We start from the raw sequence: 12,053 nt of genomic DNA on the forward strand, positions 1-12,053 counted from the left end.
CTATGTTTAGAGCACTTTGGACTTCCGCATCCGGGATGAATGCCCAACAAACAAACCTTGATGTGGTGTCAAACAACATGGCTAACGTCAATACTGTTGGCTTTAAGAAGATGAGAGCTACTTTTCAGGATCTTATATATCAAACAGTCAGAGAACCTGGCGCACCCACATCTCCTACTACAAGAAACCCCTCTGGCTTTCAGATAGGCTTAGGAACCTATGTATCGGACACCTACGGTATATTCACCCAGGGAAACATAGTCCAAACTGGAAATCAGCTGGACATTGCCATTCAGGGGGATGGATTTTTTAAAGTGGTTCTTCCAGATGGCACCATAGCCTATACACGCAACGGACAGTTTAGACTTGATGCGGAAGGAAGGATCGTGAATCCCGACGGCTACCCCTTAGACCCAGAAATAGCCATTCCTGCAGACGCCATAAGCGTGGGCATAGGTCCCGATGGGACGGTCTCCGTGCTAAGACAAGGTGCCACTGCGGTGGAGGAAATTGGAAGGATAGAGTTGGCAAAATTTGTCAATCCCGCAGGACTAAGAAGGTTAGGAAACAATCTCTTTATACAAACGGATGCGTCCGGAGAGCCAATCATAGACAATCCGGGAAACCAAGGCTTAGGAACCTTACTTCAGGGCTACCTTGAATCTTCAAACGTGAACATAGTGGAAGAGATGATAAACCTTATTATCGCCCAAAGGGCTTTTGAGTTCAACACAAAGGGAGTAACCGCAGCTGACGAAATGCTTGGACAGGCTGCAAACCTAAGAAGATAATGGAAAAAAGGCTAAGGCTTAGATTCTTTGCTCTATTTACCTTTCTTTTTCTCTTTTTTACCATTGTAATGTCCCTTACCTTCAGAGAGCTGGCAATAAGTGAATCAAAGAAGAAAGCCTTAGATATATCCGAGCTTGTAAGAGATACCCTCACCTCTTACATGGTGATGGGCGTTATAGACAGAAGGGATGAATTTTTAAGCAGGATAAGGGAATTACCCGGTGTGGAAAGTGTGAAGGTAATAAGAGGTGAGTCTGTGATTAAGCAGTTTGGTCCAGGCAGGCTTGAGGAAAGGGCAGAGGACTATATGGAAAGAGAAGTTTTGGAAAAAGGAATAATTTTGGATCGGTTAAAGGAAGGTATTCAAAAAGTAGAATACAAGGTGGTTATACCATACAAAGCTATACCTACAAAGGGTATTGATTGTTTAAGTTGTCATAGTGCAAAACAGGGCGAGGTTTTGGGAGCCATAAGCTTGACTATGGACTTAACGCACGTAAGAAACAGCGTTATGAATATTATTCTAACCGTTTTTTTAATTGCCGGACTGGTCTCAATACTCTCATTGTACATAATAAAGAAATTTCTAAAACCCTACGTAGAGCTTATACAAGAAACTTCAGATTGCATGGAAAAAGCTCTAAAGGGTGATTTTAACTGCAAAGTGGAAACAAATTTACAAGACGAGGGCAAGATACTTGCAGAAAAATTAAACAAAACTTTTAATTACTTAAACCTAAGCCTGCAAAAGATTGAAGAAAGGGTTACAGCTATGATAGGATACGGGGTTTTAAAGACTGGAGACACTATTAGCGACACATCAAAAATCGTGGATGAGCTTCTGAGGATATACAAGTTCAAAAGGATTATTGAAAAGGATAAAAGTAAGCAAGATGTGTATAAACGTTTGATAGACGTGTTTAGTGAATATATGAGTTTAGATAAGTTTTCATTCTACGAGGTGGATAATCAAAAGGGTAAGATAAAGGTAGTTTGGACGGAGGGCTCAGAGGGTTGGTGTAAAGAGGTCATATACGAAAATGCAAACGAATGCAGAGCAAAGAGAACAGGTTCAGATGTAGATTCAAGGGATTTCCCTTGCATTTGTCCAAACTTTATAGACAACGAGACATGTTATACAGGAAAGCTCAGATACTACTGCATACCCGTGTATGTTGGTGGTCAGGTGAGAAATGTGTTTCAGGTGGTTTATGAACAAGAAATGGAAGAGTTTATACAGCTTCTGATACCTTACCTTAAAGGTTATCTCAACGAATCTGCTCCAGTTTTAGAAGCCAGAATGTACATGGAAATGTTGAGAGAGCAATCCATAGTGGATCCGCTCACCGGCTTTTACAACAGAAGGTTCTTAGAAGAGATCGCAAACAACCTAACCGCTCAGATAAAAAGAAGGAACTCTGCCCTTGGCATACTTGCCATAGATATAGATTTCTTTAAACAGGTGAACGACACATACGGACATGATGTGGGGGATGAGGTGCTGAAAGAGGTGGCAAAAGCTATAAAAGAATCAATAAGGGAGTCGGACATTCCTATTAGGTTTGGAGGCGAGGAGTTTTTGGTTCTTTTGGTAGATGTTCAACCTGGATACAGCGTTCAGGTGGCGGAAAAGATAAGAAAGGCAATTGAGAATAAAGTGATAAATGTTGGTGTCGTGAATTTGAAGAAAACGGTTTCCATCGGTGTCTCTGAGTATCCTTTAGATTCAGAAAAACTATGGCAATGCATAAAGTTTGCGGATGTCGCTTTATACAGAGCAAAGGAAGAGGGCAGAAACAGGGTAGTTAGGTTTAGTCCCGATATGTGGAAGAGTGCTGAATACTGAAGTTCATAAGCAATCCTACCCCCAATATGGAAGCGGTCTCGGACCTAAGAACGTATGGATAGAGCCTGACAGAAAAAAAGCCTAAGCCCTTTAGAAATTCTGATTCTTTTACCGATAACCCTCCTTCCGGACCTACAATTAAGTTAATAGTTTTTACTCCATCCAGCTTTAGGTCCTTTATTCCTATTCCTTTTTCAAAGCTGTCCAAAAATAGGTTAAGCTCTGCATCTGCATTTATGTCCTTCAGATACACAGGCTCACCAATTTCCAACGGCTTAGGTCTCTTGCATTGTTTGAAAGAAGCCAGAGCTATCCTTTTCCACCGCTCAATTCTCTTTTTTATCACCTGTATATTCTGAAAGCTTCTGCTTGAAACGACTGGCACCAATTTGAAAGCTCCCACCTCACTAATCTTTTCCACTATTAGGTCCATGTTTTTTAACTCTATTGGCACACACTGGTAAAGAGTTATTATTGGTAAAGGGATATAAACATCAAGCTCTTTTTCTATCAAGCAATAAGCATAGCTTTTGGCAAGCTTTTCAAGAATACAAAGGTATAATCTACCCTCTAAGAAAACTTCTATTTTTTGTCCTACCTTAACCCTCTTTGCGTAAAGATGATTTAATTCATCTCCTTCAATGACTATGGTGTTGTGAAGTTTTTTACTTCCGAGGAATCTGTCCAAAGGTGAGGGGAGGCTTAGCCTCCCCAAAAGGCTTTACTTTACCCCTTCCCTCAGGTCCTTGGCAGGTTTAAAGACGACTACCTTCCTGGCAGGAATTTCAATTACCGCACCAGTTCTGGGATTCCTGCCCTTTCTGGATGCTCTCTGACGCACACTAAAAATACCAAAGCCAGGTATGGCTACCCTTTCACCCTTTTTGAGAGCGTCAGAAATTGCAGCAACTGCGGCTTTTAGGGCTGCATCTGCCTGCTTTTTGGTAATGCCTGCACCTTTGGCTATCGCAGAAACAAGTTCTGCCTTTGTCATGGCTTTCCCTCCTTTAAAGTTTTGAATTATCTTATAATATACAACATAGCGTCGAAAACTGCAAGTACTAAGCGGGCGTAGCTCAGTGGTGGAGCGTCTGCTTCCCAAGCAGAAGGTCGCGGGTTCGATTCCCGTCGCCCGCTCTTAAACTTAAGATGAAGAACGATATAGAAAGGCTATTTGAGCCAATATGGGAAGAGATAAAAAGGGTTATTGACTGCCATGGAGCGTTTATTTATTTATTTAAAGAGGGCTACGGGCTAAAGCTTACCGCCAAGTTTCCACAACCACTTTTTGCTAAAGAAAGTATTAGTGGAACCAGTAAGTTGTTTCTTTTTTGGGGAGATTTTGTATTTTTAACCGCCGACGAGGAAACAAAAAGGGTCTTTGGTATAGACAGCGGTTATATAGCCATACACAAGCTCGGCACTTTGGGTTTCCTTGTTCTTTACAGAAAAGATCAACCTTTTACAGCAAAGGATCTTTTGTCTTTAAGAAAACTCTTGGAAGATTTCATATCAAAACTAGAACAGGTTTTGGTTAAAGAAGAAAAAAGCGCCTTAGAGGAAAACTACAGAAGGCTCGTTTCTCTTATTCCCGCAGGTATCCTCACTTTTGACCAAGAGAAAGGCATTTTAAGACCTATAAACAGAATGGCAGGGGAGATCCTTGAACTTGGAGAGGGAAGCCAAAAAATAAGAGACATCAAAAATCCATCTATTCTTTCCCTTTTAAATAAAGTCTCTTCTGAACTCAAGTCCAAAGAGCAAATATATTTGGAGGCTAAGCTTGAGCTTAAACGGGGAACTGTATGGGTTGAATTAAGGGCGAGGAAAACAGAGAACAATATCATACTCGTAATCCACGACGTATCCTACAAGAAAAAGTTGGAGGAAAACATAAGAAGACTTGCCTTCTTTGACCAAGACTCCAAAATACCCAACAGGAACTATCTCAAAAACTTTCTCAATAGTATAAATCGCAATAACTTTCTTGTGTTTGTTGGAATTCTAAACTGGGATGAGCTTAACAACCTTTATGGCTATTTAAGGTTAAATAAAATCGCATCTGAGCTGTTTTATAACTATTCGGCGAGCCTTTCAAAGTATGGTATGGTTTTTAGGTTTTCTGATAGGGTCTTGGTCGTATCTGTAAATGATCAAAAAGGCTTGGATGGCCTTTTTGATATGTTAAAAAGACACAGCATAATAGAGATTAAAGACGATAAGCTTACCGTAAAACTCTTACTTGGTGGTTTGGTAATGGAGTATCCAAAAGAAGTAAGAAACATTGAAGAGCTGGCATACTTTGGCTTTGTTGGACTTCACTATCTCAAGAAAAAAAAGCTGACCGGCTTGCACTTTATGTCTAAACTGGAAAACTTGAAGGAAGTGGCAGAACACTTTTATAAAGTGTCGGACTTTTGGGAGATAATAGAACCTGTGTTTCATCCAATACACAGAGCAAAGGACGGTAGCGTAGCGGGAGCGGAAGTATTGGCCAGAATAAAAACCCCTTTCGGAAAGCTGCTTTCCGTAGGCACGCTCTTTGAAATTATAGAAGACGAAAGCTTTATAGTAGAATTAGATCGTGTGCTTTGGAAAAAATTAACCAAACTATATACTGCTTATCTGAAAAACTTAGACTTGTTTATCACTTTTAATATTTCTCCCATTAGCCTTCTTTCAGAAGAGTTTGTAAAGACTCTATTAGAAGATACTCGCATCATAGGAAGGGCTAAGCTGTGCTTAGAGATTACCGAAAGAGAGAGCTTAGCTGAAGACAAGGTTGTTCTTGATCGTATAAACCTTTTGAAGAGTTCTGGTTATCAAATAGCCATAGATGATTTTGGTTCCGGCACCGCATCTTTAAACTACCTTAGGTTTTTAAATGCGGACAAGTTAAAGATAGATGGTTGTATTACAAAGGATGTGGATAAAAACCCAAGAACTCAAGCACTGGTAGCGGGAGTGAGTATTGTATCAAGAAAGATGGGTATTGAGGTGGGAGCAGAGTTTGTGGAAAGAAAGGAGCAGGCAGAGATTTTGAAAAGATTAGGCTGTACTCTCTTCCAAGGTCACCTTTTTAGCAAACCAATGGAGTTGGAAAGCTTTCTAAGGTTAGTTGCAGTCTTAGCTTAAATTTTATCTTATGCATTACCCTTCTTATCTGAACCTAACTGAAGGTGAATGGAAGGAAAGAGTAGAAACTGCCCTCACCTTACTTGAGAGGTGTGAAGTCTGTCCCCATAGGTGTGGAGTAAACAGGCTAAAGGACGAAAGAGGCATTTGTAATACTGGAAGATATGCGGTGGTTGATTCCTACTTTCCCCACAGAGGAGAGGAAAAGCCCATTAGGGGCTACAAAGGTTCGGGTACTGTTTTCTTTTCTTACTGCAATATGAAATGTGTGTATTGTCAGAACTACCAAATAAGCCAGTTGGGAGAAGGCAAAGAGGTAAAACCTGAGGAGCTTGCCCAGATGTTTTTGGACCTTCAGAGAATGGGATGCCACAACTTGAACTTGGTTAGCCCTTCCCACGTGGTGCCCCAGATAATTGAAGCTCTTTATATCGCCGTTAAAAAAGGTTTCAGACTGCCTATAGTTTACAATACTTCTTCTTTCGATAGCTTAGAATCACTAAAACTTATGGACGGTATAGTGGATATATATCTTGCGGACTTAAAGTATGGGGACAATCAGGTTGGTAGAAAGTATTCAAAGGTAAAGAACTATTGGGATGTAGCTAAGGAAGCTATAAAAGAAATGCACAGGCAGGTGGGAGATTTGGTTTTGGATAGCAGTGGTATAGCGATCAGAGGAGTTCTCATCAGGCATTTGGTCCTTCCCAACAGACTTGCTGGTACAGAAAAGATAGCAGAGTTTTTAAGCTCTATATCCCCAAGAATGGCTGTAAATGTGATGGACCAGTATTATCCTTCCTACAAAGCGTGGGACTATCCAGAACTTAGTAGAAGGATAACATACAAAGAATACCTTCAGGCTCTTTCTTTTATGGAAAGCTTTCGGCTCTTTGTTGAGTGAAGGACAAGGTAAAGTATGGGAATGCTTCCAACAAGAGCCCAAAAACCAGAGCTGAAAAATGTTTTCTCAAAGCCATCGGAAAGGGCATAAAGAGCTTGGATAGACTGAAGGGTGTAAAGGGCTTTCTCAGGAGGCATGTTCCCCCACTCTTGCATGAGCCAAAGAAGGCTTTCAGCGGTGCTGATGTTTTGGAGTTCCACCATTCTTTCATAACTCTCTGCTGTAGATCTTTGCAAATCGTTGGTGGCCAGCGCAGTTCCAAAGGAGCCACCCACAAACCTGATGTAGTGCATAAGGCTAACCCCAAGGGTAGTCTTTTCTCCCAAGTTCTTCAGTGCCAAGTTGGTGATGGGGGCAAAGAAAAAACCCATGCCAAGTCCAAGTATTGTCAAAAGCCATGCTGCGGTCCAAGAGGGAGTGTAGTAATTAAAGTCCTTAAGGATGAGGAAGATAAAAGATATATAAATTACGCTTGCTATGAGCAAAGGGGCAGTGCTTGACTTTTTGTCGCTTATAAACCCTGCTATAGGGGAGAAAAAGCCCACAGCCAAAGCTAACGGAAGTATATGAAGTCCTGCCTGAAAAGTAGTAAGACCCTTGAGCTTTTCAAAGTAAAGGGGAAGAAGATAAAAAACCTGATACATAGAAAAGCCAAGCACAAAGCAATATACCCACAGAGCTATAACAAACTCCTTAATCCTAAAGATAGAGTAATCCAACAGTTTTTGCTTTGAAAAGATCTCAGAGTAGGCAAAGAGCAAAAAGCTTGCTATAGACAGAAATGTTAGGTATCCTATCATTTCAGAGGCAAACCATCCCATCTGTTGGCCCTTAGAAAGAACGATGAGCAAAGACACCGTGCCTACAGATAAGAAAAAGAAAGACAGAAAGTTCAGGCGGAATGTATGAGAAGGTTTATACTCTGGCAAGAAAAAGAGAGCTCCTAAAAAGTTCAGAATTCCTATGGGAATGTTTATGTAAAAGATCCACCGCCAGTCTATGTGCTCCGCAATCCAACCGCCTAAGGTAGGACCAAGGGCAGGTGCAAAGCTCACACCAAGCCCGTATATGCCCATAGCCAAACCCCTCTTTTCCGGCGCATAGGCAGAGAATAGCATAGCTTCCGCACTTACCACTATCAAAGATTCTCCAAAGCCCTGAAAGACTCTTGCAGTTATCATCCACTCTAAGTTTTGTGCGTTGCCCGCAAAGAGAGAAGAGACAGTAAATAGAAAAATGCCCGCTATAAACACCCTCTTTAATCCTATTTTTGTTTCCAACCACTCCACCAGCATTATGGCAGTAGCTGCAGATGTCATGTAGGCGGTTATAACCCACTGCACACCGTATAGATCTGTAGAAAGAGGCGCTATCATTTTGGGAACTACTATATCCACGATGGTCGTGTCTAAGATAGCCATAAAAACTCCAACCATCAACGAGATCGTCAGAAAAACCCTTTGGCTTGTGCTAAGCGTTTGGTAAAAAGCCTCCTTTTCCATCACTCTCTCTTGATCTCCACCCTGCCACCCATACCTACCCTCAGCATGTCTTTATCTTTGTCCTTGAGCTTTATCTTTACTGGAATTCTTTGCACCACTTTGGTAAATTCCCCTGCGGATACGTCCCTTGGAGCCAAGGCAAAGGTGGCGGCAGATGCGGGACTTATTTCCTGGACCTCACCCTCAAAGACTATGTCAGGGTAGGCATCCAATCTCACGTAAGCTTTGTTGCCCTTTTTAATCCCTTTTAGTTTTGTTTCCTCCAATAGAACCTCCACATAAAGAGTTTCTGGATTTATCAGACTAAAGGCAGGCTGACCAGCCCTTACCACGTCCCCCACGTTTATAAATCTCTTGGCTATGTATCCACTGAATGGTGCTTCAAGGTGTGTATATTCCAAGTTTCGCAGAGCATTTTCTTTTTGTTTTTCCAAAGCCATTATTTCATGTTTTAAGGCTTCAACCTGCTTTTCCAACTCCGCTATCCTTGAAAGGGACACCTTTGCCATATCAACCCCAACTAAGGACCTTTTATAAGCCAACCTAAGCTCTTCTATGCTCTTTTGAAGAGCTTTTTTCCTTTCCAACATAGCCAAGTAGTTAGTATCCACTTCCTCATACCTTCTTTTGGATATAAGACCTTTGTCCAACAGATCCTTTAGCCTTTCTCTGTCTTTTCTGAGGAGTTCAATCTGCGCTTCCAAGTCGCCCATCTGAGCTAAAAGGGCTTCTTCTTTCTTAAGGAGCTCTTGGGATGCCAAAACGGAATTTTCCAAATTTAGCCTAAGTTCCTTTGACATTCTGTTTATCTGGGCCTGCAGAGCCTCTTTTTGAGCTCTTAAGGAATTTATCTTACTTTCTAAGGCATCCACCTGAAGCCTATAGTCTTCCGGTTCTATCTTTGCCAAAACCTCCCCTTTTTCTACCCAATCCCCCAAGTCTTTGTTGATTTCTACCACCTTGCCACTAACCTGAAAGGAAAGGGTTGCCATCTGCTCCGCTTTTACAAAAACCGCATCGCTAACCGCATAGTCCATCCGATGTTTTATCCACTTTACCGCATACACCAAAAAGACAAAGCTTATTAAACCAATCAGAATTAAACCCGCATACTTTTTCATCTTACTTTTCCAAACCAGAAACAAATAGTAGAGTATAATAAGCCTTTAGCAGTTGATAATAAGAAACTATCTTATCAACCCTCGCTTTTGTAAGACTGGCTTCGGCTTCTAAAAGCTCCCTTTGGCTTATAAGTTGGTTCAGATACTGCTCCTTTGAAAGCTCAAAGAACTTTTCCGCAAAGGCTAAGGCCTCTTCAGAAACTCTTAAGTTGTCCTTTGAAGTCAGCAGGTCCTCGTAGGCTTTTTTAACCTCTAAAACCACTTTTTGGAGAAGATCCTCGTATTCCCTTTGTGCCTTCAGCTCCATGTAGCCTGCAGACATTTCTTGATAGTAAGGCTTTATACCCTGGAAGCTTAGGTTCAAGCCTGCAGAAAAGCTAAAAATACCCTTAGGTCTGATGGCTGGGTTTTGGTCTGTGTAAGTGTAAGATGCTTCAAAAAAGAGCTTTGGAAAGAACCCGCTTCTTGCCAGTTTCTTTTGAGCTTTAAAAATGTCTATTCTTTCCCTTTGGGCCTTCAGAATGTTTCTATCTCTTACGTAAAGAAGATAATAGTCCAAAGGCTTTAACTCTACGTTTGATTTTGGCTCTTCAAGGTCTGTAAGTTCTTCTTCTGGCAAACCAGAAATTCTGGAAAGATTGGCCAACGCCAATCTATAGTTTCCTTCTGCCTTTCTCAGCTCTCTTTCTACCTCTGCCAGCCTAACCCTTGCCTGCAAAACATCCGTTATGGCTACCAATCCCTTCTCGTAAAAAGCCTGAGCGGTATTTAACTGAAGTTCTACAACTTCCCTTTGCTTTCTTATAGTTTCCAAAACCGCCTTTGCAGACAGCGTGTCCAAGTAGGCATGTATCACTTCCAGCCTTAGACTTCCAAGTTTTTCCTCGTAGAGGAGTTGCTTTACTTTTAGTTCCAAAGCAGAGCTTTCCACTATACCTGCCCTTGTTCCTCCGTCAAAGAGCACATACCTTATCCCTCCCTGAAATAGGCTATAACTTTGTTTTGAGCTTTTTACCTCTAAACCAAAGGGTACGCTTAGACTTTGCTCTTGGGAGCTGTAGCTTAACCTGTAGTTTATGAAAAATTCCGGAAGATAGAGCTGTTTTTGGGCATTTAAAGAGGCATTTGTGGAAAGGATTTCCTGTCTTAGAGCTTCAAGTTCTTGATTTCTCTCTATGGCTTTCTCAAGCACGTAATCTAAGGACTTTCCAAAAGAGGCTGTAAGCATGACGAGAATGAAAAATAAAACCTGGTGATTCCTCATTTTATTCCACCTCAGTATAAATACACCATCTTTATCGTCTATAAAATATTTTAAATAGGAGGAAAGAATGGAATTTGATCATGATTTAGCATTTAGAAATAGAATAAAACTAATAAATGATAAAACTATCGATAGAACTAAGAAGTACATTATTTATTGGATGGCCCATAGCCATAGAGCTAATTTCAATCATGGTCTTGAATTTGCTATAGAGTTATCAAATAAAATTAAAAAACCTCTTTTAGTTTACTTTCCAATAACAGATAGATACAAGTTTTCTAACATAAGATATTACAAATTTATGTTAGATGGTGTGTTAGAAGCAAAAAAATTTATAGAAGATAGAGGTATAAGGTTCGTTATAGAAAAAGTAGAAGATGTACAGCAAAGAGTTATAGAGCTATCAAAAGACTCTGCTGCTTTGATTACAGATAAACCTTATCTAAAATATTTTAGAAAGCTTCAAAAAAATATAGCAGATAGCTTAGAAATACCAGTCTTTCAAGTAGAGTCTGACGTGTGCGTTCCTGTAGAAATCGTATCCTACAAGCAAGAATTGTATGCATTTAACTTTAGACGTAAAATCTATAGCCTTTTAAGCTCGTATTTGATCCCACTAAGTGCAAGAGAACCGAAAATAAAATCTATTAATTTTGATTTTAAAGTAAATGAATTAACTTTGAAAGACTCTTTAGAGATTATAGATAAACTTAGTATAGATAAAAGCGTGAGTTTGTCACCCTTTGTAGGTGGTTACACTCAAGCAAAAAGATTTTTGAAAGAGTTCATAGAAAATAAGCTTTTTAAATACAAAGAATATAGATCTCATCCAGAACTTGACTATCAATCAAATCTTAGCCCCTACCTACACTTTGGTCAGATTTCTCCGGTAGAAATTGTTTTAGAAATACTTTCAAACTACAAACATGTTGATGATAATATAAACAGCTTTTTCAACGAATTGATAGTTTGGAGAGAGCTTGCAAGGAACTTCTGCTACTACAATCCAAACTACAACCAGTACGAAGGTATTCCAGATTGGGCTAAAAAAACATTAGAAGAACATAAAAATGACAAAAGAGAGTATGTGTACACATTGGAAGAATTTGAAAATGCAAAAACTCACGATGAATACTGGAATGCTGCACAATTAGAGCTTTTAAAAACTGGAAAGATGCATAACTACATGAGAATGTATTGGTGTAAAAAAATCATTGAATGGACAGAAGATCCAAAACAAGCTTTTGATATAGCGTGCTATCTTAATGATAAATACGAGCTTGACGGAAGAGATCCAAATAGTTACGCTGGAATATCTTGGTGTTTTGGAACCTATGACAGACCCTGGAAAGAAAGAAAAATCTTTGGGAAAATTAGATATATGAGTGCATCAGGCTTAGAATCTAAGTTTGATATAAAAAAATATGTTGAAAAAGTAAAAAGAATAAAAATTTGAGTGCTTGTAATGGTTTTGTGATGAAGAAGAGAA

10 protein-coding genes and 1 tRNA gene are annotated in these 12,053 nt (G+C 40.0%); 6 read left to right on the forward strand and 5 right to left on the reverse strand.

What is annotated here, in order from left to right; genetic code table 11:
* Positions 1-2: 2 nt before the first annotated feature.
* The gene (gene flgG, locus K217_RS0105675; RefSeq protein ID WP_029552159.1) at positions 3-791 is read left to right on the forward strand and encodes a flagellar basal-body rod protein FlgG; all 789 of its coding nucleotides are present in this window, start codon (positions 3-5) and stop codon (positions 789-791) included.
* Complete coding sequence (locus tag K217_RS0105680; RefSeq protein WP_029552160.1) at positions 791-2,638, forward strand: GGDEF domain-containing protein; 1,848 nt, start codon at positions 791-793, stop codon at positions 2,636-2,638. The genes flgG and K217_RS0105680 overlap by 1 nt, the downstream gene beginning before the upstream one ends.
* On the opposite strand, the gene K217_RS0105685 is transcribed toward K217_RS0105680, so the two are convergent.
* Together K217_RS0105685 and K217_RS0105690 are read right to left on the reverse strand one after the other, a co-directional pair.
* Entirely contained in the window at positions 2,604-3,326 is a 723-nt protein-coding gene (locus tag K217_RS0105685; RefSeq protein ID WP_038028135.1) for an RsmE family RNA methyltransferase, read from the reverse strand. The two genes, K217_RS0105680 and K217_RS0105685, sit on opposite strands and share 35 nt — an antisense overlap.
* Positions 3,327-3,359: 33 nt before the next feature.
* On the reverse strand, positions 3,360-3,632 hold the full coding sequence (locus K217_RS0105690; RefSeq protein WP_029552162.1) for an HU family DNA-binding protein: 273 nt from the start codon (positions 3,630-3,632) through the stop codon (positions 3,360-3,362).
* A 71-nt stretch (positions 3,633-3,703) separates the two neighbouring features.
* Between K217_RS0105690 and K217_RS0105695 the strand changes: the two genes are divergently transcribed.
* From K217_RS0105695 to K217_RS0105705, 3 genes are all read left to right on the forward strand, one after another.
* Positions 3,704-3,775: transfer RNA gene (locus tag K217_RS0105695), tRNA-Gly, on the forward strand.
* A gap of 12 nt (positions 3,776-3,787) precedes the next feature.
* Complete coding sequence (locus tag K217_RS07650; protein WP_029552163.1) at positions 3,788-5,773, forward strand: EAL domain-containing protein; 1,986 nt, start codon at positions 3,788-3,790, stop codon at positions 5,771-5,773.
* 10 nt (positions 5,774-5,783) lie between these two features.
* Positions 5,784-6,677 (forward strand): radical SAM protein, encoded by an 894-nt coding sequence (locus K217_RS0105705; RefSeq protein WP_029552164.1) that lies wholly within the window; start codon positions 5,784-5,786, stop codon positions 6,675-6,677.
* Here K217_RS0105705 and K217_RS0105710 read toward each other — a convergent pair.
* Genes K217_RS0105710 through K217_RS0105720 form a run of 3 tightly spaced genes read right to left on the reverse strand, consistent with a single transcriptional unit; the run spans position 6,632 to position 10,564 of the window.
* Positions 6,632-8,179, reverse strand: a complete 1,548-nt coding sequence (locus K217_RS0105710) for a DHA2 family efflux MFS transporter permease subunit (RefSeq protein ID WP_038028129.1) — start codon at positions 8,177-8,179, stop codon at positions 6,632-6,634. The two genes, K217_RS0105705 and K217_RS0105710, sit on opposite strands and share 46 nt — an antisense overlap.
* The gene (locus K217_RS0105715; RefSeq protein WP_029552166.1) at positions 8,179-9,300 is read right to left on the reverse strand and encodes an HlyD family efflux transporter periplasmic adaptor subunit; all 1,122 of its coding nucleotides are present in this window, start codon (positions 9,298-9,300) and stop codon (positions 8,179-8,181) included. The genes K217_RS0105710 and K217_RS0105715 overlap by 1 nt, the downstream gene beginning before the upstream one ends.
* Position 9,301: 1 nt before the next feature.
* A complete protein-coding gene (locus K217_RS0105720) occupies positions 9,302-10,564 on the reverse strand; it encodes a TolC family protein (protein WP_029552167.1) in 1,263 nt (420 codons plus the stop codon).
* 67 nt (positions 10,565-10,631) lie between these two features.
* Between K217_RS0105720 and K217_RS0105725 the strand changes: the two genes are divergently transcribed.
* Positions 10,632-12,020 (forward strand): deoxyribodipyrimidine photo-lyase, encoded by a 1,389-nt coding sequence (locus K217_RS0105725; protein ID WP_029552168.1) that lies wholly within the window; start codon positions 10,632-10,634, stop codon positions 12,018-12,020.
* Positions 12,021-12,053: the final 33 nt, after the last annotated feature.

The organism is Thermocrinis jamiesonii (assembly GCF_000702425.1).
GTDB lineage: Bacteria > Aquificota > Aquificia > Aquificales > Aquificaceae > Thermocrinis > Thermocrinis jamiesonii.

Excerpts from the sequence above, each read along its gene's own strand:
- flgG (WP_029552159.1), top strand. The coding sequence starts at position 3 with ATGTTTAGAGCACTTTGGACTTCCGCATCCGGGATGAATGCCCAACAA.
- K217_RS0105680 (WP_029552160.1), top strand. The coding sequence starts at position 791 with ATGGAAAAAAGGCTAAGGCTTAGATTCTTTGCTCTATTTACCTTTCTT.
- K217_RS0105690 (WP_029552162.1), bottom strand. The coding sequence starts at position 3,632 with ATGACAAAGGCAGAACTTGTTTCTGCGATAGCCAAAGGTGCAGGCATT.
- K217_RS07650 (WP_029552163.1), top strand. The coding sequence starts at position 3,788 with ATGAAGAACGATATAGAAAGGCTATTTGAGCCAATATGGGAAGAGATA.
- K217_RS0105705 (WP_029552164.1), top strand. The coding sequence starts at position 5,784 with ATGCATTACCCTTCTTATCTGAACCTAACTGAAGGTGAATGGAAGGAA.
- K217_RS0105710 (WP_038028129.1), bottom strand. The coding sequence starts at position 8,179 with ATGGAAAAGGAGGCTTTTTACCAAACGCTTAGCACAAGCCAAAGGGTT.
- K217_RS0105715 (WP_029552166.1), bottom strand. The coding sequence starts at position 9,300 with ATGAAAAAGTATGCGGGTTTAATTCTGATTGGTTTAATAAGCTTTGTC.
- K217_RS0105720 (WP_029552167.1), bottom strand. The coding sequence starts at position 10,564 with ATGAGGAATCACCAGGTTTTATTTTTCATTCTCGTCATGCTTACAGCC.
- K217_RS0105725 (WP_029552168.1), top strand. The coding sequence starts at position 10,632 with ATGGAATTTGATCATGATTTAGCATTTAGAAATAGAATAAAACTAATA.